A 22,527-nucleotide genomic window follows, 5' to 3' on the forward strand; every position below is an offset into this window, starting at 1 on the left:
ACACCACCACCCCCACCACCAGCGCCGCCAGCACAGACAAACCACCCCACAAAGACCCCTCCTGGCGCCGCTCCCTCACCCTCCTCCACGCCTTCCGCGAGATCGCCACCTGGAACCTCCCGAGAACACCATGACCACCACACCACCCCACGACACACGAGGGCGCCGGTGGCTGCTGGCCTTCTGGATGGCTGTGTTCACCGCCTTCCTCGCGGTCTCACCCGGCAAGATGACCTTCGAGACCAAACTCGGCGTCGCCCTGGACCCGCTCAAATTCATCGACGACCTGGGCGAGTTATGGCACGACCGAGCGGGCTTTGGCGGAATCGCCGACCAGTACATCGGCTATGCCTTCCCGTCGCTGCCGTACTACACGGTCATGGACCTGGCGCACGTACCCGTCTGGTTCGCCGAACGGTTGTGGCTTTCGCTCATCGTCACCACCGCGTTCTGGGGTGCCCTGAGACTCGCGGAGCGGCTGGGCATCGGAACGTCGGCCACCCGGCTTCTGGGCGCCGTCTGCTACGCGCTGTGGCCGACGTTCACCATCATCATCGGTTCCACGTCAGCGGCTACCCTGCCTGGCGCGATGCTGCCGTGGGTGCTGTTGCCGCTCACTCGGACCGACCTCAGTGCGCGGCACGCGGCAGCGCGGTCCGCGGTACTGATCCCGTTCATGGGCGGGGTCAACGCGGCCTCCACCCTGGCCTCTTTGCTGCCCGTGCTGCTGTATCTGCTGAGTCGCCCGGCCGGCCCTCGCAGGCGGGCCCTGCTGGCGTGGTGGACTCCGGGCGTAGTCCTGGCAACTGCCTGGTGGCTGGTGCCGTTGTTGCTGCTCGGCATCTACGGCGAGGACTTCATGCCGTACGTGGAGCAGGCCAACACCACTACCGGCACCATGTCCGCCACCGAACTGCTGCGCGGCGCCGGCAACTGGGTCGCTTACCTCAACTTCGGCCACTCATGGCTGCCCGCAGGCCGGACCGTGGCCACCACGGTCGTCACCGTGCTGTGTTCGGCTTTCGCCGCAGCACTCGGTCTCGCCGGTCTCGCCCGCCGTGACCTGCCCGAGCGGCGCTGGCTGCTGATGATCGTGCTGTCCGTCGCCCTCATCGCCCTCGCCGGATACGGCGGTGCCCTTGGTGCACCCTTCCACCACACCGTGCAGGACTGGCTGAACGGGGGACTCAAGCCCTTCCGCAACATCTACAAGTTTCAGCCGGGCCTCGCCCTCGTCCTGGCCTTCGGAATCACCCACGTGACCGCACACGCAACCGAGCGGCTGGGCGCCCCACCCAAGCTTGGGCGCCGTGGGTCCCGCCGGGCATCCGCCACCACCCTGCGCGGGCGGTCTGCGCCAGTCCTTCCCGTGATCGCCGCACTTCTCGTCCTGCCCGGCCTGATCTTGCCGTATGTCAACGGCAGCATCCTCCAGCCCGGCCCTTTCACCAAGCTGCCCAGTAGCTGGAGTCAGACGGCCAACTGGCTGGAGAAATACGCGCCGGACAACCGCGCCCTTGTCGTCCCGGCCACGGCGCACGGCATCTACACCTGGGGTTCGTCCATCGACCAGCCTCTGGACGTGCTCGCCGAGTCCCGATGGGCCCAGCGCGACTTCGTTCCTTTTGGCACTCCCGGTTCCCGCCGTGTGACGGACGCGGTCGAGCAGGCGCTGATGAGCGGCACTGAAGTACCGGGCCTGCGTGACTTCCTGGCACGCGCCGGGCTGTGGAATGTGGTCGTCCGAAATGACTTGGACCCCGATCAGATCGGCTACGTACCGCCGCAGATCGTCAGGAAGACTCTGGAGGCCTCCGGCTACCGCAAGGTCACCGGCTTCGGCCCGCTGATCACCGGTGGGCGGATACCCGACGACACCCCTGTCGAGGTGCAGGCCCTGTTCCCGCGGCTTCAGGCAGTGGAGATCTACGAGCCGGCCGACGCCGCTCCCGGGGAGCGGCCGAAGCAGGTCGCGGTGAAGCCCGTCGCGGACACAGCCATGGTCAGCGGCGGCCCGGAGGCGCTGCTCCAGCTGTCCACAGACCCGCAGATGCGTAAGCGGCCGACCGTGCTCACTGGGGACGACCACCCGGGCGTCGAGGCCCCGCCGCTCCAGGCGGTCGCGGATGGCCTCCGCCGCGCGGATACCCGCTTCGGTCTGGTCAATAACAACACCTCCTACACCTACACGGCGGACGAGCGGAACTCACCCAACAGCTTCCAGGACCCAGGCGCCGAGCCGAAGCAGATCCTGCCGACCTCCGGAGTCGAGCACCAGACGACGGCTGTCCTGCGCGGCGCAAAGAAGGTGACCGCTTCCAGCAGCGGTCACTGGCTGTTCCACCTGCCGCAGTACGAGCCGGTGAATGCCTTCGACGGCAACCTGGACACCGCGTGGGCCGACGGCAGTCCCAGCCATACGCGGGGCGATTGGTCGGACGGCGTTTCGACCGGGGGAAGCGTCGGTGCGAAGGAAGAGCAGTGGCTGCGCATCGACTTCACCTCTCCGACCCCGATACCGTCCGCGATCAAGGTTGAGCCGTTGCCTGCCGGGGACGGCATGCGGGCTGCGCCCACGCGCGTGCGGGTCGAGACCGACAAGGGTTCTGCCGACAGCCCCCTCGAGCCGAACGGTGCGCCGCAATCCGTCAGGGCGCCCCAGGGCGAGGCGAAGTGGCTGCGGATCAAGATCCTGGACGTGCAGGAGGCCAGGCCGGGGCTGCCGGGTGCGGGCTTCTCCGAAGTGTCCATCCCCGGCGTGCGTGTCACTAAGCTGCTGGAACTGCCGCGCGACGCCGAGGGCAAGGGCGGCAAAGCTGACTCGCAGGTCTTCTCGCTGCACCGCGGCAGTGACCCGGGCGGCTTCTCCTCGGTGTCGGCGGAGGCGGGCTTGAACCGGCAGTTCCGCACCGACGACGGGTCCTCGGGCAAGTACCGAGTTCAGGCACAGGCACTGCCGGTCCCGGGTGACGAGCTGGACGCACTCCTGAAGCGGATCGCCCCAAAGCAGCGTGCCCGGATCACCGCCACCGCCGACTCCACCAGCCGTACCAGTCCCTCACTGAGCGCGCGCAACCTCGTGGACGGTGACTGGATGACAGCCTGGATCGCTGGTGACAAGCCCGTCATCCACCTGAAGTGGCCGAAGAAGCGAGCGATCGACCAGATCGTCTTCCAAGCGGCTGGTGGCATCTCCACCCGCCCGGAAGAGGTGCAGATCAGGTCTCCGTACGGTTCGACGACAGCGGACGTGGACAAGAACGGCCAGGCCCGATTCGACCCCATCACGACGAACCGGCTCGACATCACCATCAGCCGCACTGCGCCGGTGTCCCTTTACAACCCGATCGCCGACAGCAAGCTGCGATTGCCCGTCGGGCTCAGTGAGGTCTATATCCCTGCACTGGCCGACCTGATCGCTCCCGCACCGGACCCGGACGAGAAGTTCTCCCTGCCCTGCGGCAAAGGCCCGGTACTCACGGTCGACGGCACCCGGTACGCGACGAGGGCCTTGGGCCACGTGCGGGACCTGACGGAAGGTCAGCCGATCGACGTCGAGTTGTGCAAAGCCAAAACCGAGGCCAAGGCCAAGAACCAGGGCAAGGGCAAGGGCAAAGGCAAGGGCGATGCCCGGGGCAAGGCCCGCACCCTTGACCTGAGCCCTGGGCGGCATGTGGTGGAAGCCGGAGACAACGGTCCCCTCGCCCTGACGGACATCACCTTGTCGCACGGCAAGCCGGACCAGCTCTCGTCGGCCGGCACCCGCTCGGTCATGACCACTGACTGGCTCGGTGACCGCCGCTCGGTCACCGTCGGCGCGGGCGCGGCCTCGTACCTGCAGACATACGAGAACGCCAACGACGGCTGGAAGGCAACCCTCAACGGCAAGGAGCTCACCCCGCTCAGGATCGACGGCTGGCAACAGGCCTGGCTGATTCCCACGGGGCAAGGCGGCACGATCACCCTCGAGTACGAGCCGGCAGGCCTTTACAAAGGTGGCCTTGCCGCCGGCGGGGCGGGGGTGGCAGTGCTGGCCGCACTGGCCTTCGGTCGCCGCCGCGGCCGTACGCCGGCGCGCCGGGCCAACGACGACTCGACCACGGTTGCGCCGCCGCCCCCTGCGCCAGGGCGTGTTCTTGGCGTGGTCGCCCCAACAGCCGTGGTTGCTGTGGTGGCCGGAGTACTGGCGCTGATCGTGCCGGCGCTGACTGTCGTGGTTCGGCGGTGGCCGGCAGCGACGGTGCCCATCGCTGCCGTGGCGATGGCGGGTGCGGGCATTACGGCGGCCGCAGGCGCCGGTGCACCGGTTCCGCTCGGCGAGGGAGCGTTCGGCGCTCCCGCGCAATTGCTGGCGCTCGTGGCACTGGCCGCGGCGGTCGTCACGACGGACCGGCCGAGCGACCAAGAGACATCCGCCCCCACCGGCCCACGCTCGCGTCGACGGCGTGCCCAGAGCGTGCCCGAACGGCGCACCCGGGCCGTGAAGCCGACCGAGACAACGAGCAGGTTGCCGGATCTGGGCGTGGACGCCCTGCCTACGGGTGAGGTGGCCGGGATACCGGGCGGGACGCCGGAGCTGGGGCTGGACGGTCTGGCTTCGGGTGAGGTGGCCAGCGTGGCGGGTGACCTGCCGGATCTGGGCGCGGGGGCCGTGCCTTCGGGTGAGGTGGCCTGGACAGCGGGCGAGTCGCCGTATCTGGGACTGGATGGTCTGCCTGGAGGCCCGTTGGCTGGGATGCCGAATGGGGGCTCGGGTCTGGGTGTGGATGGTGTGCCTGTGGGCCCGTTGGCTGGGATGCCGAATGGGGGTCCGGGTCTGGGTGTGGATGGTCTGTCCCCAGGTCAGGGGGCCGGGATGCCGGCGGAACCACCGGACCCGGGTACAGATGACCTGCCACTCGATCAGGTCCCCGAGTCATCGTCGCCGGAGCAGTCCGGTCAGGGGGTGCGCATATCCATCGGGCCCGTGATGCCTGGGAGCGCCGACCCCAGCAGCACCTGGCCCGCGGTCATGGGTGAGGTGCCCGGGGCGCCGGGCGGTTCGCCCGAGCTGGACGGCCTGGCTTCGGGTGAGGTGGCCTGGACAGCGGGCGAGTCGCCGTATCTGGGACTGGATGGTCTGCCTGGAGGCCCGTTGGCTGGGATGCCGAATGGGGGCTCGGGTCTGGGTGTGGATGGTGTGCCTGTGGGCCCGTTGGCTGGGATGCCGAATGGGGGTCCGGGTCTGGGTGTGGATGGTCTGTCCCCAGGTCAGGGGGCCGGGATGCCGGCGGAACCACCGGACCCGGGTACAGATGACCTGCCACTCGATCAGGTCCCCGAGTCATCGTCGCCGGAGCAGTCCGGTCAGGGGATGCACATATCCATCGGGCCCGTGATGCCTGGGAGCGCCGACCCCAGCAGCATCTGGCCCCTGGTACGGCGTTGGGACTGACCGAATAAGACGCCGACTCCGAGGAAGGAAGGATTCAACGGATGAGAGCCCCGCATCCCGACGCGACGCGAAGGCACCCCCGGACCGAGGACGGTGAACGATGACCGCCTTGTCCTCCACCTGGGGCCACCAGACCGACGACTGGTCCGGAGCCGACAGCGCCCACGGAGCGAGGATCCCCTTCGGGACCGTGGACGAGGTCTCGCGGCACGGCCTGCGGGACGACGAGCCCGAATCCGTGCACATCGAGGTGCATCTGCCCGGGCGGGTTGAGATCGGGCGGTGGCGGGCCGCGTTCGGCCAAGCGTTGCGGCGGCATCCACGGATCTTGATGCGGGAAGTGCGCGGCAGTCGGCACCGTCGGCGCTACGAGTGGGAGCTCACCGCGGCGCCGGACGTCGAACCGGTGGAGTACCCGCCGTCGACCGGCCCCGATGCGTTGGCCCGTGCTCGTGCCCGCGCGCTGTCGGACTGTCCTTCGCTGAAGACGTCGCCACCCGTGCGGCTCGAAGTCGTCACGGACTGCGGTACCGGTGGCGGCTGTGTGCTGCTGCTGACGTTCCATCACACCGCTCTGGACGTGCTGTCCTGTCTTCGGGTGCTGGCGACGGCGGCCGAGTTGTACGGGGGCGCCGACAACTCCCCGCTTCCCGCGCCCGTACGGTCACAGGCCCCGGCGTTCAAGGGCGGCCAGGCAGAGGCACCGTGCTCCGGGGCGTCACCGTGGGCCAGGCCCGCACGGATCATTCCGGCACCACTGCAACCGGGAGTCGGCGCCGGAAACGGCCTGCTGGTCGCCGAACTCCCGCTGCCCGACCGCGCACCCGACGCTCCGTACACCGTCAACGACCAACTTCTCGTCGCCACCGCCCTGATGGTGGCCCAGTGGAACCGCCGCCGCGGCTCGATCTCTTCCCGGCCGGTACGCATCACCATGCCGGTGGACGACCGGCCGCGTGGCACCGAGATGCCGATCGGCAATGGCGGACGTCTCGTCGACGCCGTCATCGCTGCTCAGGACCCGGCGGTCGCCGAGGCGCTGCGCGGCGCGCGGCCTTCCCCGGAGGCCGTGGCCGCGCTGTTACGCAGTACGGCGCAGCGCACCCGCGCCCTCAAGGCGACCCACCGGGCGCCGCTCGGACGTGGCGCGGCACTGCTCACCGCGCCCGTGCTACCGGTAGGCCTGAGAGCCGCCGTGATGCGCGGACTGCGCTGGGCGTCCGCGCCGTGGATGTCCACAGTGCTGCTGAGCAACGTCGGCCGGGCGCCCTATCCCTTCGACTTCGGTGACGCGGGCCGTGCCACTGCTGTGTGGTTCTCGGCCCCCGCCCACATGCCCCGCGGTCTGACGGTGTGCACTGTCGGCACAGGAGACCGGCTCCACCTCGCCCTGCGTTGGTCCAGGGCGCTGCTCGACGACGACAGCGCCCCGGCCCTGGCCCGTCTCTTCGAAGAGTGCCTCGCCGCTACCGCGGCGTCCGGCGCGCCGGAAACGTATGACGCCCCGGCCCGCGGGCCATATCCGATCGCCCACAGTCGCCACACGCCAGACGACATGCCGACGCGGCACCGCCCCTCCGGCCTTCGGACCGAGGACGCGGACAGCGGCAACGAGTCTCCAGGGAGCCCTGTATGACCGCCTCTCGTCCCGACGAGTTCCGCCGGACACGGCAGAGCGCAGATTCCGACTCCGGCATGAGAGTGCCAGAGGACCGCCCGCCCGCTCATGCGAAGGCGCGTGGTCTGCGGGACTTCTACGAGGATCCCGCGGTGCCCGTCGCCTCCGGCGATGAGCGGAGTCTGCGGCAGGCCCGGGTGTTGGCGAAGGCGCTCGGACCGGTGCGTGTGGGCCGCCCGCCTGCGACCGTGCTGGATGTCGGGTGCGGCGATGGCTCGGCAGCCGCGGTGGCGGCCCGCGTGCTCGCCGGGCACCGGATCGTCGGGGTCGACTGGTCGAACGACGCCCTGCGCCGGGCTGCGCCGCGCCTGTCGTATGTCGTGCGCGGTGAGTTCACTGGTGGCGACACGGCAGGTTCCGCGGACAGTGAACTCCCCGCGCCGGGCCTGCCGTTCCGGTCTGCCTGTGCCGACGCCGTCTTGTTCAGCGAGGTGATCGAGCACCTCGTCGACCCGGACTCCGCGCTCGAGGAGCTGCGCCGCGTGCTGCGCCCAGGCGGGCATCTCATGCTGTCCACGCCGAATCTCGCCGCTTGGTACAACCGTGGACTGCTGCTCGCTGGTGTCCAGCCGGTCTTCTCCGAGGTGAGCCTCCGTGCCATTCACGGCCGGCCGGGACGTGAGGTCGTCGGTCATCTACGGCTGTACACCGCACGGGCGCTCAGGGAGTTCGTCGCGGCGTCCGGTTTCGAGGTTGTAGGGATCACCGGCGCGCCGTTTCACGGTGTGCCTCGACCTCTGCGCGCCCTCGACCGGGCCGCCTGCCGCCGCCCCTCCCTGTCGTCGATCCTGCTTCTTCACGCCAGGCGGGTGTGACCCCCGTGGCGTCATGGTGGTGGGGTGTGGCCGCGGCACTGCTGGCCAATGTCCTGTACAGCACCGGGTTCGTGCTAGAGAAGCGGGCATTGGCGGGCATGCCGCCGCTGAGCGTCGGGCGGCCCGCCCGCGTCGTACGGCTCCTGGTCGGCAGCCCGCTGTGGATCATCGGTTGCTTGACGCTCGCACTCGGCTTCGTCGCCCAGCTTGCTGTCTACCGCACTCTTCCCATAGCCGCCGCCCAAGGCTTGTTCGTTTCCGGACTGGTACTGCTGCTTCTGCTCTCTTCCGCCGTTCTGGGCGAACAGCCGAGCGGCCGGGAGCGGTACGGTGTCGCGATCATCGCGGTCGCACTTTTGATGGTCGTGGCCTCGCTGCACGACACCAGCGAGCCGATCAGCCGTCGCGCGTCCCTCGGCATGCTTCTCGCCATGTGCCTGCCGTCACTGGCCGCCGGGCTCCTGCTGTACCGGACCGCCGAGCGCCAGGCCGGGCGCCGGCACCGGCTGCCGACCTCCGGGGTGGCCTATGGGGTGGCAATCGGCCTGCTGTACGGGGTGAGCTCGCTGGCCATCAAGGGCGTTTCAGGGTTGCTCTCGACCTCCGATGTCGGCGCGGCCGTACTCGAACTGGCCACGTCCCCCTACCCGTACCTTCTCCTCATCACCGGTGCTGCCGGACTGGTGCTGTCACAAACCGCCCTGCAACGGTGCCGGGCCTCGCTCATCGTGCCGGTGGGCACAACCATCAACTGTGTCTTCACCGTGGCCAGCGGAAGCATCGCCTTCAGCGAGCCCCTGCCGCATGATCCGCTGCGGCTGGTCCTGCGGCTGGGCGGCACCGCCCTGGCTGTATCGGTCCTGCTCATGCTGCCGCGCCACGACCAGCCACACCCAAGCACACCGTCGCAAAGCACAAGGAACCTAGGAGCGGTATCACCATGAAGCTCGACGACCTGCTGTTGAAGATTCTCGCCTGCCCGTTCGACAAAGGGCCGCTGATCCTGGTGACGGCCGAGGACGGCACCGAGACGGCTCTTTACAACCCCAGGCTGCGGCTCCGCTTTCCCGTCCTCGACGGCATTCCCCAACTGCTGCCTTCCTGTGGCGAGCCGGTTTCGCAGGAGGAGCACGAGGAGCTGCTGGAACGCGCGCAGGGGGTTCAGACGTGACTCTCGCGGCTCGTGTGGCTCCGTGGCTGCCGCCTTGCCTGGTCGCCAGGGGGGCTGCCTTGCTGTATCCGCGTTTCGAGCCGGAGTTGAGGCGGCTGGCCGACTTCTGTCCGCTGGGTGGTACAGCTGTGGATGTGGGGGGCTGGTACGGCCCTTGGTCACGGAGACTGGCACGGTGTGCGGAGAGGGTTGTCACCGTGGAGCCCGTGCCGCATCTCGCGCGGCTGCTGACCGCGATGGCACCACCGAACGTGAGGGTGGTGCCGGCTGCGGCAGCCGACCGTGCTGGTACGGCGCAGTTGTGGCTGCCGCCCGGTGGGCGTGGCGACCGGGGTGTGTCGTCGTTGGTTCGCCGGTCGGTGCACGGCAGTGTGCTTGATGTGCCGTGCGTGTCCTTGGACGAGTTGGGTCTGACGGATGTCACCTTCGTCAAGATTGATGTGGATGGCAGCGAGCTCGCCGTGCTGCGCGGGGCGCGGCAGACTCTGCGCCGTGACCGGCCGGCGCTGTTGGTAGAGCTGGAGGTGCGGATCCAGCCGCTTGAGCCGGTGTTGTCGCTGTTGGCTGAGTGCGGTTATCGCGGCTGGGTGCTACCTGCACGTCAGTGGGTGCCGCTCGCTGACTTCAATCTGGCGCTCCACCAGCGTCGCACCAGTCATGTCGCCGAGCGGGGGCTACTGCGGCGCAGCCTGGTCCCGCACCGCAGATACGTCAACTCAGTGCTCTTCCTTCCCGCCGGCCGAGAGCCGGGCGGGACCGTCCGAAGCTCCTGAAGGGTGTGCCTCGCGCGGCGCCGGCATGGAGTGCTTGGCCCGGCCGGCCACCCGCGCCCGCGTCTGACTTCAAAGGGCGGGTCAGTACATGCGTTCGCGTCCGGCCGCAGCCACAGTGAGACGGCCACGGCCAATACCAGTCGGCCGTCCGCCGCCCTCGCAACGTCGCCCCGGCCAAGGCGCGACGCAACCGCGAGACGTCAACCCGTACCAGTGGGCGGAGTCGTGGGGCCGCGCCTGCCCGGCCGGGACATGCACGACTAGGCCCAGGAGGGCCGCCAGCTGAGCGGCCGGTACCTCTGGCCCAGCCACCAGGAGCGTTCGAAGCTCATCGACGCTACCCGCTGTGATTGGGAGGACGCCCTGGTGACCGCGCTCGCCGGCAGGGGCGGCCTCACCCCAGCCGACGACGCCTAGCCCCACGCCGACGACACGACGTCAGCGCGGCTCGGTCACGCAATCTGTCGGACACGCCTCAACGCTAATGGCTGCTCCTTGGTTCCTCGAGGTCCGAGATAGATCAGAAATGGAAAGCGCTTGCCATTTAGCGGGTGGCCGAGTTCACACAGCGTGCGTCCCCCGATCCACTTCTGGGAGTGAGCCGCCGAGGCGCTGCCTTGGTCGGACGCGCGTGCGGTGCGCTGCTGCTCCTATGGTCGGACGCCGACCGGGCCGCGCGGTAGTGTCGTGGCACTCCACGGTCGATCGGCTTGGACGTACGGGGATTTGACGCCGCCTCAGTTATGCCGAGCGGCGTTGCCGCACCGCCGGGCATCGCTGCCAATGGCCGCCGAAAACAGAGTGCGGCCGGGTGGCCGAGCTCTGATGGCCGGAGACAGTGCCGCCGCCCGCGCAGGCGAGGCAGTGCTCATGCCACCCCATGAAAGCGGTCCCAATCGGCTGGTTCGGGGAAAGGTCTGCCTTAACGTCGCTGACGTCGCGCACCGGTTTCTCCTGTCACCTTGGGGAGTGAGGGGAGAACCGGTGCGTTGCATGATCGACCACACAATGGACCAGGGGGGTTCATGCGGCGCGTCGGCATGTCCCACATGGAATCAGGGACAAAACGGCCCCGATTAGACAGTGACACCGGCCTGGCTCGACCTGACAAGGCGCGGTGGTACATGGCCGTGGCTTTGGCCGCGGATGCCCTCGGCGTTGGTGTCCCCGTCCTGGCCGTGTTCCGCGCCATGGATCAGCCCCATCCGGTGCCCGCAGCATGCGCGGCATCGGCGGTCTGGCTCGCAGCGCGCGCGTCACATCGGCGTTACGCAGCCCAGGAGCTGGGGGAGTCACAGGACGTCCTGCCGGTGCTGCGGGACTGGGCGACTCTGCTGGGGCTGCTCGCGGTGATACGCGTCCTGACGGGCGAAGCGTCCAATCCGTTCCTGGCACTGCTGGCATTGTCGGTGGCACCGGTGCTGACGGTGGTCTGCCGGAAAGCGACACACCGCCATCTGACAGCGCTGCGCCGAGAGGCGCAGTCGGTGCACCGGGTGATGGTTGTGGGTGAGCCCAGCGCGGCGGACGACGTGATCGAACATCTCGCCGCGCGCACCGATCACGCATACGTCGTCACCGGGGTCGTACCGGTGGGCGAAGGCCGTCTCATGTCCGGGGCTCCGGTCATGGGACGGCTCAGCACCAAGCCACCGGCTGCCTGGGACTGCGACCGGCTGCCCGTGACGACGGCCGCCGAGCGATTGGGCGCGGAGCTGGTGCTGGTGGCGCCGGGGCCGCTGCTGCGTGGCGAGCGGCTGCGCCGCCTGTCATGGGCCCTGCATGACGCCGGCCTGCTGATGGCGCTGGCTCCCGGCCTCACGGATGTCGCGCCCAGGCGCCTGCACACCACCACGGTCGCCGGTCTTTCACTGCTGCATGTGGGACCGCCCACGCGGCGCGGACCACAGCTGGCGGCGAAGTCGGCGCTCGACCGGGTAGGGGCGGGACTGGCAGTGCTGCTGCTGGCGCCCCTGTACGGGGCCCTGGCGCTCGCGGTACGGCTGGATTCCCCTGGTCCGATATTGCATAGGCAGACCCGGACCGGGCAGGGCGGTGTCCCCTTCACGATGTGGAAGTTCCGCACGATGGTGGCAGACGCCGAGCAGCGCCTCGACGAGCTCAAAGGCGCGAACGAAAAGGACGGGCCGCTGTTCAAGATGCGCCGCGATCCGCGGGTCACGCGGGTGGGGCGCTGGCTGCGGCGCACTTCGCTGGACGAGCTGCCACAGCTGGTGAACGTGATGCGCGGGGAGATGTCGCTCGTCGGGCCTCGGCCACCCTTGCCGGAGGAAGTGGCTCAATACGACGAGGTGGAGGCGCGCCGCTTGACAGTCAAGCCGGGCATCACCGGATTATGGCAGGTCAGCGGGCGTTCGGACCTGTCGTGGGACGAGTCGGTGGCACTGGATCTGCACTACGCCGACAACTGGTCGATCGGCGGAGACCTCGACGTCATAGCCCGTACGTTCCGAGCGGTGATCGACGGCCGGGGAGCATACTGAAGTGGTCCTCCCTTCCGGTCTCACCTGTCGCCTGCCGCGGCTGCGGGGCGCGCCGCCCCGGCGAGGTGCGCTTGGGGAACATGGACGGGACATCCCGCCCCGATTTCGGTGGGCAGTTGCCACAGGTCGGTGCCCCTGCGGTGTTGCCGGGCGAAGACCGCCCTTAGGCGAGGGCGGTCTCACCGGGTCAAGTCGCGGCAGTGGCCCGCCAGTCCTCGTAAACGGCCGCTATGCCGTCGCGCAACGGGATCTTCGGTTTCCAGCCGAGGGAGAAGATACGGGACACATCGAGCAGTTTGCGGGGGGTGCCGTCCGGCTTGCTCGGGTCGAAGGCGATGCGGCCCTGGTAGCCGACAATGTCCCGTACCCACTCGGCGAGTTCGCGGATCGTCAAATCCTCGCCACAACCGATGTTGAGCGGCTGGTCGGAATCGTAGCGGCGCAACAGCATGGCGCAGGCAGCTGCCAGGTCGTCGACGTGGAGGAACTCGCGGCGCGGCGTACCGCTGCCCCACAGCACAACCCTGTCGGCGCCGTCCCGCTTGGCCTCGTGGAAACGGCGGACGAGCGCAGGAAGGACGTGCGAGGTCTCCAGGTCGAAGTTGTCGCCGGGCCCGTAGAGGTTCGTCGGCATCGCGGCGATGTAGGAGGCGCCGTACTGGCGCCGGTAGGACTGCACCTGCATGAGCCCGGCGATCTTGGCGAGCGCGTAGGGCGCGTTCGTCGGTTCCAGCGGACCGGTCAGCAGGGCGTCCTCGCTGATGGGCTGGGGTGCGTGCTTGGGGTAAATGCACGAGGAGCCCAGGAACAACAGCCGCCGTACGTCCGCCGCGTGCGCTCCGGCGATCACGCTCAGCTGGATCCGCAGGTTGTCCTCAATGAACTGCACCGGGTACGCGTTGTTGGCGAGGATTCCGCCCACCTTCGCGGCGGCCAGCACGACCGCCTCTGGGCGCACATCGCGCAGGTACGCCTCCGTACGCGCCGCATCTCGCAGGTCCAGCCGGGTCCGGTCGGCTGTGACCACTTCAAAGCCGTCGGCCGCCAGGCGGCGAGAGACCGCGGATCCGACCAGGCCGCGGTGGCCGGCGACGAACACTCGGGCCCCGTCCGGCAGTAACTCGTCTGCTTGCTTCATTTCACTCACGGCTCCGGATTCTGCCAGGACATTAGCCTCGAACCACTACATAGTATGAATAAAGAACGAGCCCCTAGGGGGATGCACCATCATGACCAAGATCGCGCTGATCACCGGGGTCACCGGCCAGGACGGCTCGTATCTCGCGGAACTGCTGTTGTCGAAGGGCTACACCGTTCACGGCCTCATCCGCCGCTCATCGTCCTTCAACACCGAGCGGCTCGACCACATCTACCAAGGTCCGCAGGAGCCCGAGCGGCAACTCGTCCTCCATCACGCCGACCTCTCCGACGGCGCGGCGCTGGTGAACCTGCTGCGTGATCTGCGCCCCGACGAGGTCTACAACCTCGGCGCTCAGTCCCACGTCAGGGTCTCCTTCGACACCCCCCTCTACACCGCCGACGTGACCGGCGTGGGATCGCTCCGGCTGCTGGAGGCGATCCGTGCCAGCCGTATCGACACCCGGATCTACCAGGCCTCCTCATCCGAGATGTTCGGCTCGGCCCCGCCCCCGCAAAACGAGCTCACTCCCTTCCACCCCCGCAGTCCCTACGGCTGCGCCAAGATTTTCGGCTATTGGTCGACCGTCAACTACCGCGAGGCATATGACCTTTTCGCCGTCAACGGCATCCTCTTCAACCACGAGTCGCCACGCCGCGGCCAGACCTTCGTCACCCGCAAGATCACCCGAGCCGTGGCACGGATCCAGGCAGGCCTGCAGGAGCACGTCTACCTGGGCAACCTCGATGCCCTACGGGACTGGGGCTACGCCCCCGAGTATGTGGAGGCGATGTGGCGGATGCTCCAGCACGACGAGCCCGACGACTACGTCGTGGCGACCGGCACCGCCGCCACCGTGCAGCAGTTCCTCGAAGCCGCCTTCGCCGTGGCCGGGCTCGACTGGGCCGATCACGTGCGCTTCGACCCCAAGTACGAGCGGCCCAGCGAGGTCGACGCTCTCATCGGAGACGCGTCGAAGGCGGAATCGGTGCTCGGCTGGAAGCCAAAGGTGTTGTGGTCCGAATTAGCCCGGATCATGGTGGAAGCGGATGTGGCGCAACTCGCAGCCGAATTAGGGGGGACAACAGTGCGCATAGACAAGTGACCGGCAATTAACTGCCAGTGACCGATTATTGCAGGAAATTTGTCAACCTGCTGACAAAGCCATTTGCCTGCCGCGACGTACTCTGGCGTGACTCGAGATATGGAAGAGGCCAGAGGGTAAATGCGCTTGCGCTCGGTGGGGATTTGCACAGCTGCTTTGTCGTTAACGGCTGCGTCGTTGGCGGGGGCCGGGGTAGTGGCGCCTTCGGCCACTGCGCTGACAGCGCCGGTTGCGATGACGGCCGATGAGCTTCCGACCTGGCAGACCAACGGCATCGTGTGGGCGATGGCCCAGGCGGACGGGGTCGTCTTCGCGGGCGGCACCTTCTCGGCGGTGCGACCGCCGGGTGCCGCCTCCGGCACTGATGAGCGGCCGGCGGTGAACTTCGTGGCCATGGATGCCGCTACCGGGGAGCCGACGTCGTGTGAGCTGTCCTTCACGGTCGGCTCAGGACTGGCGACGGTGCGGGCACTGGCGGTGTCGCCGGATCACAAGACGCTCTACGCGGGAGGGAAATTCGGGGCGGTCAACGGTGTCAAGGCCAGCAATGTCGCCGCGATCGACATCGCCACCTGCACCCCGAAAGCCGGCTTCAAGCCATCCGTCAGCGCCACGGTACGGGCCCTGGATGTCACCAATGACGCCGTCTATCTCGGCGGCGACTTCACGTCCGTCGCCGGTCAGGCCCGCCGCAAATTCGCCTCTGTCACCACCACGGGCGCACTGCGCCCCTGGACGGCCGACGCCGACGACCCGGGCCGAGCGATCAAAGTCGCTCCCGATGGCAAGAACGTCATCCTCGGTGGCGACTTCTACACCGTCAACGGGGCCGACACCCACGCCCTAGCCGTCGTCAACAGCGATAGCGGCGCCCTGACCAAAACCTACCCGCTCGGATACTTTCCCCGTTCCACACCCAAGGGGACCTCGGGCTGGGAGCCCGATACCCGGGTGAAGGACATCGCCACCGACGGCACCAGCTTCTACACCGCAAATGAAGGCTGGTTCGACGGCCGCACCGCCTTCAGTCTCGACAGCTTCGACAAGCGCTGGCAGGACGACTGCAAGGGCGCGACGCAGGCGGTCGAGGTCTACCAGGGCGTGCTGTACTCCGCCTCGCACGCCCAAGACTGCAGTGTCATGGGCGAATTCCCCAGATCGCCGCGCAAGCACCTGCTGGCCCAGTCGGTGGACAACCCGGCGAAGCTGGGCTGGACCCCCAACACCAATGATGGACTCGGCGAGCAGCTCGGGCCTCGGGTCATGGCCACCGCTTCGAAGGACGGCACCGACTACATGTGGGTGGGCGGTGAGTTCACCACAGTGCAGGGCAAGCCGCAGCAGGGGCTGACCCGTTTCGCGAGTGGCCCGGACACGGGTGCGCCGTCGGTACCGCAGGTGAGCGCGTCGAGTACGGCGCCCGGCAGGATCGATGTGCGCTGGCAGTCCAGCATTGACCTGGACGACAGCGATCTGACATACCGCGTCTACCGCAACGGCTCGGACAAGCCGATCCATACGGTCTCCGGCTCGTCGCTGTTGTGGAAGCGCCCGCAGCTCACGTTCACCGACACCGGCGTCACGCCCGGGTCCACGTACACATACCGAATCACAGCCAGCGACGGCACCAACACCAGCGCCAAGTCGACGTCCGCCAAGGTCACCGCGGCCACCACAGCCAACCCGTACGCGCAACAGGTCATCGCAGACGGCGCCGGCCTTTACTGGCGGTTCGAGGAGACGGCCGGCACTTTCGCCGCCGACACCACTGGCATCAACAACAACGGTATCCACCGCAACGGGCCCATCCGCGGCGTGGTCCCCGGCGTCGGCGGGGTGACGGGCTCCAGCGCCGCCATCGGATACCAGGGCGTGGACACACAGGCACCGGTCTCGCCGGAGGACATGGCCGGTGACGTCACCTACGGCGTCCACCCCAGCTTGCGCCCCACAACGTTCTCCATCGAGACGTGGTTCAAGACGACCACGACCTCGGGCGGCAAGCTCGTAGGCTTCGGCGAGCGCCAGGAACGGCCGAGTGTGGTCTATGACGAGCACATCTACATGACCAACACCGGCAGTCTCGTCTTCGGTGTCTCCGGCGCCGCGGCGCCGGCCACTGTCAGCAGTACCCCAGGCCTCAACGATGGCAAGTGGCATCACGTCGTCGCAACCCAGGGGCCCGGCCAGATGAGCCTGTACGTGGACGGCAAGCTGCAGGGGGCCGGCCCGGCCGCGACGACCGGCAAGAACTACATCGGTTACTGGCATGTTGGCGGCGACTCGGTGGCGAATTGGCCAAGCGCTCCTTCGAGCCCCTATTTCACCGGTCAGATCGACGAGACCGCCATCTACTCAAGCGTGCTGTCCCCGGTCCAGGTGGCACAGCACTACACCATCGGCACTCGAGGTACACCATGACGACGATCAAGCCCAGGCCAGGCACCGCGACCAACCGTATGATCGCCGCCTGCGCAGGCGGGGTGGCGGCGGCGGTGCTCTTCATAGCCGGGTGCAGCGACGGGGACGGGCACAACGACGGCGCCGCCAAGAGCCCGTCTGCGGCAGCGTCGGCTACGACGGATCCCGCCCGAGCGGACAGCGGCAAGGACACGGCACAGGGGGCGGACGTCGACGAGAAGGACGCAGACGAGGCCAACCGGATCCCGCCCGGCCCAAAGGTGCCGAAGTCCGAACTCACTCCTGCCACCGGGACCATCACCGAGGAACAGAAGCAGTACCTGACCGATCGGGTACCCAAGGGCGTAGACCCGGCAGCCATTCTGGAAGCCGGCCAAGAGGCCTGTGACCGCATCACCAGCCTCGCCGGACGCGACCGCAAAGCCGCCATCGGGGCCATCAAGAGCGGCGAGATCACAGGCGCACGGGATGCCATCACCCAGCTGTGCCCGGAGCACAAACCGCTGCTGAAGGCGGCGGAGAAGTAGAGCAAGGCGACTCTGGTCACTGGGGTGCGAGGAACGGCGTTCGCTCGCCGTGATCTGAGATGCGAGAAGGAGACCGAGGGCATATGCGCTTGCGCAAAATGGGGGTTTGTACGGCTGCCTTGTCGTTGGCGGCCGTTTCGCTGGCGGGAGCTGGGGTGATGGCGCCTTCGGCCGCCGCGTTGACGGCGCCGGTTGCGATGACGGCGGATGAGCTTCCAACCTGGCAGACCAACGGCATTGTGCGGGCGATGGCCCAGACGGACGGGGTGGTCTTCGCGGGCGGCACGTTCTCGACGGTGAGGCCGCCGGGTGCGGCGCTGAGCACGGACGAGAAGTCGGCGGTGAACTTTGTGGCGCTGGATGCCGCGACGGGGGAGCCGACGTCGTGTGAGCTGTCGTTCACCGTGGGGGACGGGCTGGCGACGGTGCGGGCGCTGAAGGTGTCGCCGGACGGTAAGACGCTGTACGCGGGGGGCCGCTTCGGGACGGTCAACGGTGTAAAGGTCAGCAATGTGGCCGCCATCGATATCGCCAGCTGCACTCCGAGATCCGACTTCAAGCCGTCGGTGAGTGCCACTGTGCGGGCGCTGGCGGTCACCGGCGACGATGTCTTCCTCGGCGGTGACTTCACCACGGTCGAGGGCAAGGCGCGTCGCTACTTCGCGTCGCTGTCCGCCTCGGGCACCTTGCGCCCGTGGACGGCGGACGCCGACAAGCCGGGCCGGGCCATCGAGGCGACCCCGGATGGGAAGCATGTCATTCTCGGCGGCGACTTCTTCACCGTCCGTGGCGCCGACTCCCATGCCCTGGCCGTTGTCGACAGCACTCGTGGCGCCCTGGCCAAACGCTATCCGCTGGGCTTTCTTCCCGCCCGCACGGTGGTGAAGGACATCGCCACTGATGCCACCGGCTTCTACACGGCCCAGGAGGGCAACCCCGTCGAAGGCCGGATCGCCTTCAACCTCTCCGACTTCAGTCAACGCTGGCGGGACACGTGCATTGGCGCGACTCAGGCGGTCGAGGTCTACAAGAGCGTGCTCTACTCCGGCTCGCACGCCCACCGTTGCGGCGGCGCGGGTGGGTTTACGAACCGGGAGCGACAGCATTTGCTTGCCCAGTCGGTGGACGGTCCGTCCTTGCTGGGATGGCTGCCTGACACCAACGACGGGCTCGGCGAGAAGATCGGCCCGCGGGTGCTGGCGGCCGCCTCGCGCAACGGCACCGACTACATGTGGGTCGGGGGCGAGTTCACCACGGTCAACGGTGAGCCGCAGCAGGGGCTGACCCGTTTCGCGAGCGGCCCTGACACGGGCGCGCCACCGACGCCGCAGGTGAGCGTCTCCAGTACCCGGCCGGGTGCAGTCGATTTCCGCTGGCAATCCAGCCTGGACCTGGACGACAGCAGGCTGACCTACCGCGTCTACCGCGACGGCTCTGACGATCCGATCCACACTGTCTTCGGTTCATCGTGGTTGGGGAAACGGCCGCAGCTGACCTTCACCGATACCGACGTCACGCCTGGGTCTACCCACACCTATCGGGTCACAGCGAGTGACGGCGCCAACACCAGTGCCCGGTCCGCGTCGGTCAAGGTCACCGTGGCGGCGACGGCGGACCGATACGCGCAGCGAATCATCGCCGACGGGGCAAACCTCTACTGGCGATTCGAGGAAACCAATGGCACTTTCGCAGCCGACTCCTCCGGCAAGAACAATAATGGGGTCCACAAGAATGGTCCTACCCGTGGCCTGACCCCCGGTATGGCCGGCTCCCACGCTGGAATTGGCTACCTCGGCGATGATGAATACACCTATAGCGACACCGTCACATGGCGGCCGGCCGCTTACTCGATCGAAACCTGGTTCAAAACCACCACGAAAACTGGCGGCAAACTCATAGGATTCGGCCCCACTCAGGAACAGCTGGATCTTCCCGCCGGTCGCTTCAACAACTACGACAAGCACATCTACCTGGACAATCGCGGTCGTCTTGTCTTCGGCGTCAACACGGACCGCACCAGCCGGAAGATCAGCTACATCAGCACCAAGCAAAGCTTCAACGACGGTGCGTGGCATCACGTAGTCGCCACCCAGGGGCCCAATGGAACGCGGCTGTACGTGGATGGCAGGCTGCAGACCAAGCCCAACAGGGTGACGTTCAGCCAGAACAACCTCGGCTCCTGGCACGTCGGCGGCGGCCGCATGGGAACGAACTGGCCGCAGCGGCCTTCGAGTGTCTTCTTCAACGGCGAGATCGACGAAACCGCCGTCTACCCGAAGGCGCTGACACCCGCCCAGATCAGCCAGCACCGCCAGCTCGGCATCAACCTGGCCCGCCACACTCCGGTCAGCCAGAACGGGATCGCAAGCCTGGACAACGCCCCCGGCGCTGTCGAAAAGGAAACGGCTGCCGAAGGCAAGGAAACTGCCACCAGCCTCGTGGAGGCTCTCTTCTACGAAGCCGCGTGCGTCCAGAGGACGCCACCATTCCAGTGCAAATGACACACAGGCTGTTGGCACACAGAACAAGACCGCCGTTTACCCGAACGTGCTGTCCCTCGCATAGGTGGCGCAGCATCACGAGCTCGGTACTGAGGCGTCTCCTTGAGGACAGTGAGACAGAAAGGGCCAGAGGCCACATGCGTTTACGCTCGATGTCGGTTGGCGTGGCTGCGCTGGCGCTCGTCATGCCGGCGTTGGTTGGAGCCGGAGTGGTGACGGCGTGGCCGGCTGCCGCGCGCACTGAGCCGGTGGCGATGACGGCGGATGAGCTGCCGGCCTGGCAGACCAATGGCATCGTGTGGGCGATGGCACAGGCGGATGGAGTCGTCTTCGCGGGGGGCACCTTCTCCGCGATCAGGCCACCGGGTGCGGCGGCGGGCACGAATGAGCAGTCGGCGGTGAATTTCGCGGCGCTGGACGCTGCGTCGGGCGAGCCGACGTCCTGCCAGTTGTCCTTCACGGTGAGTTCTGGGCTGGCGACGGTGCGGGCGCTGAAGGTGTCGCCGGACCACAAGACGCTGTACGCGGGGGGCCGCTTCGGAGCGGTCAATGGCGTCAAGGTGAGCAATGTGGCGGCCATCGACATCAAGACATGCACCCCGAAGGCGAGCTTCAAGCCAGCGGTGAACGCCACCGTGCGGGCGCTGGCAGCCACCAACGGCAGCGTCTATCTCGGCGGCGACTTCGCCACCGTGGCCGGTCAGCCCCGGCGTCACTTCGCGTCCGTCAACGCCACGGGTGGCCTACGGCCGTGGACGGCGAACGCCGATGAGGTGGGCCGGGCGGTCGAGGTGACCCCGGACGGTGGAAACGTGATCCTCGGCGGGGACTTCTCGCACGTCAACAGCGCCGATTCGCTGGCTCTCGCTGTCGTGAACAGTGCCAACGGGGGCCTGACAAAGAACTATCCGGCAGGCTGGCTCGCGAGCAATATGCGGGTGAAGGACATCGACGTCGACGCCACCGGCTTCTACACCGCCAACGAGAACTTCTCCCTTCCAGCAGGCAGCCCTCCCGCCACCGGCCCCACCTCGTACGACGGCCGGATGGCCTTCGATCTCAACGGCTTCAATGAGCGCTGGCGGGACAGCTGCTACGGCGCGACACAAGCCGTTGAGTCCTATAAGGGCGTCCTCTACTCCGCCTCGCACGCCCATGACTGCAGCGCGATGGGCGAGCTCCCCGAACTGTGGGAGCGTCAGCATCTGCTCGCTCAGTCGGTGGACGGCCCGTCTCTGCTCGGCTGGTTCCCCGACACCAATGACGGCCTCGGTGAGCGGATCGGGCCGCGGGTAATGACGACCGCGCCGAAGGGCGACACGGATTACATGTGGGTGGGCGGTGAGTTCACCTCGGTCAACGGCAAGCCGCAGCAGGGCCTGACCCGGTTCGCGAACCATCCGGATACGGGTGCGCCGTCGGTACCGCAGGCGAGCGCATCCAGCACGCGGCCGGGCGCGGTCGATGTGCGCTGGCAGTCCAGTCTCGACCTGGACGACAGCGAGTTGACCTACCGGGTCTACCGCAACGGCTCCGACAGGCCGATCCACACCGTCACCGGTTCGTCGCTGTTGTGGCAGCGCCCGCAGCTGACCTTCACCGACACCGACATCAGGCCGGGGTCCACCTACACCTACCGGGTCACAGCGAGCGACGGCAGTAACACCAGCGTCGGATCCACGACCGCCAAGGTCACGGCGGCTGCGACGCCGGATCCGTACGCGCAGCAGGTCGCCGCCGACGGCGCCAACCTGCACTGGCGGTTCGAGGAGAGGGCCGGCACGTTCGCCGCTGATTCCTCCGGCGGCAACAACGGCGGGATCCACCGCGGCGGACCCGTCCGCGGGCTCACCCCGGGCGCCGTCCCCAGTTCCAACGCCGCCGTCGGCTATCTCGGCAGCAACGAATACACCTACAGCGACCGCTCCAGCCCCACCCCCGCGGCGTACTCCATCGAGGCCTGGTTCAAGACGACGTCGACAACCGGCGGCAAGATCATCGGCTTCGACAGCCGCACTTGGATGGCGCGCAGCCGCCACAACGACAAGCACATCTACATGGGCAATGGCGGTGCTGTGTGGTTCGGGGCGCACGCCGGCGCCGTCCAGACCATCCACAGCAGTGGGCCTCTCAACGACGGCCAGTGGCACCACGTCGTCGCCACCCAAGGACCCAGCGGGATGCGGCTGTATGTGGACGGGGCACTGCAGGCGAGCAACCCGCAGGTGACCACCAGCGCCAACTACACCGGCTACTGGCACGTGGGCGGAGGGGAGCCGGGCGGACTGGCTGGCTGGCAGATCAGCCCGGGCAACCCGTCGAGCGTGTTGTTCAACGGGCAGATCGACGAGGCCGCCGTCTACCCCAGCGTGCTCTCCCCGGCGCAGGTGGCACGGCACCACCAGCTCGGCGCGCAGGGAGCCCCCTGATGACGATCAAGCTGTGCCCGGCATGACTCGC

Annotated in this window: 13 protein-coding genes and 1 pseudogene; 12 read left to right on the forward strand and 2 right to left on the reverse strand. The window is 67.9% G+C overall.

The annotated features are described in order from the left end of the window. The first annotated feature begins 130 nt into the window (after positions 1 to 130). The 6 genes from ACZ7NC_RS31925 to ACZ7NC_RS31950 all read left to right on the forward strand — a co-directional run bounded on the left by ACZ7NC_RS31925 (position 131) and on the right by ACZ7NC_RS31950 (position 9,871). On the forward strand, positions 131 to 5,434 hold the full coding sequence (locus tag ACZ7NC_RS31925) for an alpha-(1->3)-arabinofuranosyltransferase domain-containing protein (protein ID WP_471493108.1): 5,304 nt from the start codon (positions 131 to 133) through the stop codon (positions 5,432 to 5,434). A 100-nt stretch (positions 5,435 to 5,534) separates the two neighbouring features. Beyond that, on the forward strand, positions 5,535 to 7,070 hold the full coding sequence (locus ACZ7NC_RS31930; RefSeq protein WP_471493110.1) for a condensation protein: 1,536 nt from the start codon (positions 5,535 to 5,537) through the stop codon (positions 7,068 to 7,070). 59 nt (positions 7,071 to 7,129) lie between these two features. Next, complete coding sequence (locus ACZ7NC_RS31935) at positions 7,130 to 7,927, forward strand: class I SAM-dependent methyltransferase (RefSeq protein WP_471493256.1); 798 nt, start codon at positions 7,130 to 7,132, stop codon at positions 7,925 to 7,927. 26 nt (positions 7,928 to 7,953) lie between these two features. Continuing rightward, on the forward strand, positions 7,954 to 8,871 hold the full coding sequence (locus ACZ7NC_RS31940; RefSeq protein ID WP_471493112.1) for a DMT family transporter: 918 nt from the start codon (positions 7,954 to 7,956) through the stop codon (positions 8,869 to 8,871). Continuing rightward, on the forward strand, positions 8,868 to 9,098 hold the full coding sequence (locus ACZ7NC_RS31945) for a Trm112 family protein (protein WP_471493114.1): 231 nt from the start codon (positions 8,868 to 8,870) through the stop codon (positions 9,096 to 9,098). Before ACZ7NC_RS31940 ends, ACZ7NC_RS31945 begins: the two co-directional genes overlap by 4 nt. Further along, on the forward strand, positions 9,095 to 9,871 hold the full coding sequence (locus ACZ7NC_RS31950) for an FkbM family methyltransferase (protein ID WP_471493117.1): 777 nt from the start codon (positions 9,095 to 9,097) through the stop codon (positions 9,869 to 9,871). The genes ACZ7NC_RS31945 and ACZ7NC_RS31950 overlap by 4 nt, the downstream gene beginning before the upstream one ends. Positions 9,872 to 9,921: 50 nt before the next feature. Here ACZ7NC_RS31950 and ACZ7NC_RS31955 read toward each other — a convergent pair. Then, positions 9,922 to 10,079 (reverse strand): annotated as a pseudogene (locus ACZ7NC_RS31955) (NF041680 family putative transposase); the annotation flags it as partial. Positions 10,080 to 10,896: 817 nt separating this feature from the next. Between ACZ7NC_RS31955 and ACZ7NC_RS31960 the strand changes: the two are divergent. After that, a complete protein-coding gene (locus ACZ7NC_RS31960) occupies positions 10,897 to 12,375 on the forward strand; it encodes a sugar transferase (RefSeq protein WP_471493119.1) in 1,479 nt (492 codons plus the stop codon). Positions 12,376 to 12,562: 187 nt separating this feature from the next. On the opposite strand, the gene ACZ7NC_RS31965 is transcribed toward ACZ7NC_RS31960, so the two are convergent. Beyond that, positions 12,563 to 13,513, reverse strand: a complete 951-nt coding sequence (locus tag ACZ7NC_RS31965; RefSeq protein WP_471493121.1) for a GDP-L-fucose synthase family protein — start codon at positions 13,511 to 13,513, stop codon at positions 12,563 to 12,565. 91 nt (positions 13,514 to 13,604) lie between these two features. On the opposite strand from ACZ7NC_RS31965, the gene gmd reads away from it, so the two are divergent. The 5 genes from gmd (at position 13,605) to ACZ7NC_RS31990 (ending at position 22,496) form a co-directional block, all read left to right on the forward strand. Continuing rightward, positions 13,605 to 14,618 carry a GDP-mannose 4,6-dehydratase gene (gene gmd, locus ACZ7NC_RS31970; protein ID WP_471493123.1) on the forward strand — a complete coding sequence of 338 codons (1,014 nt, stop codon included), beginning with the start codon at positions 13,605 to 13,607 and terminating at the stop codon, positions 14,616 to 14,618. A gap of 234 nt (positions 14,619 to 14,852) precedes the next feature. Then, entirely contained in the window at positions 14,853 to 17,039 is a 2,187-nt protein-coding gene (locus tag ACZ7NC_RS31975) for a LamG domain-containing protein (RefSeq protein ID WP_471493125.1), read from the forward strand. Further along, positions 17,036 to 17,566 carry a hypothetical protein gene (locus ACZ7NC_RS31980; protein ID WP_471493127.1) on the forward strand — a complete coding sequence of 177 codons (531 nt, stop codon included), beginning with the start codon at positions 17,036 to 17,038 and terminating at the stop codon, positions 17,564 to 17,566. Before ACZ7NC_RS31975 ends, ACZ7NC_RS31980 begins: the two co-directional genes overlap by 4 nt. Positions 17,567 to 17,649: 83 nt before the next feature. Beyond that, the gene (locus tag ACZ7NC_RS31985; RefSeq protein WP_471493129.1) at positions 17,650 to 20,067 is read left to right on the forward strand and encodes a LamG-like jellyroll fold domain-containing protein; all 2,418 of its coding nucleotides are present in this window, start codon (positions 17,650 to 17,652) and stop codon (positions 20,065 to 20,067) included. A gap of 152 nt (positions 20,068 to 20,219) precedes the next feature. Then, complete coding sequence (locus tag ACZ7NC_RS31990; RefSeq protein ID WP_471493131.1) at positions 20,220 to 22,496, forward strand: LamG domain-containing protein; 2,277 nt, start codon at positions 20,220 to 20,222, stop codon at positions 22,494 to 22,496. The last annotated feature ends 31 nt before the right edge of the window (positions 22,497 to 22,527 follow it).

It is taken from the genome of Streptomyces sp. NPDC111802, assembly GCF_055634335.1.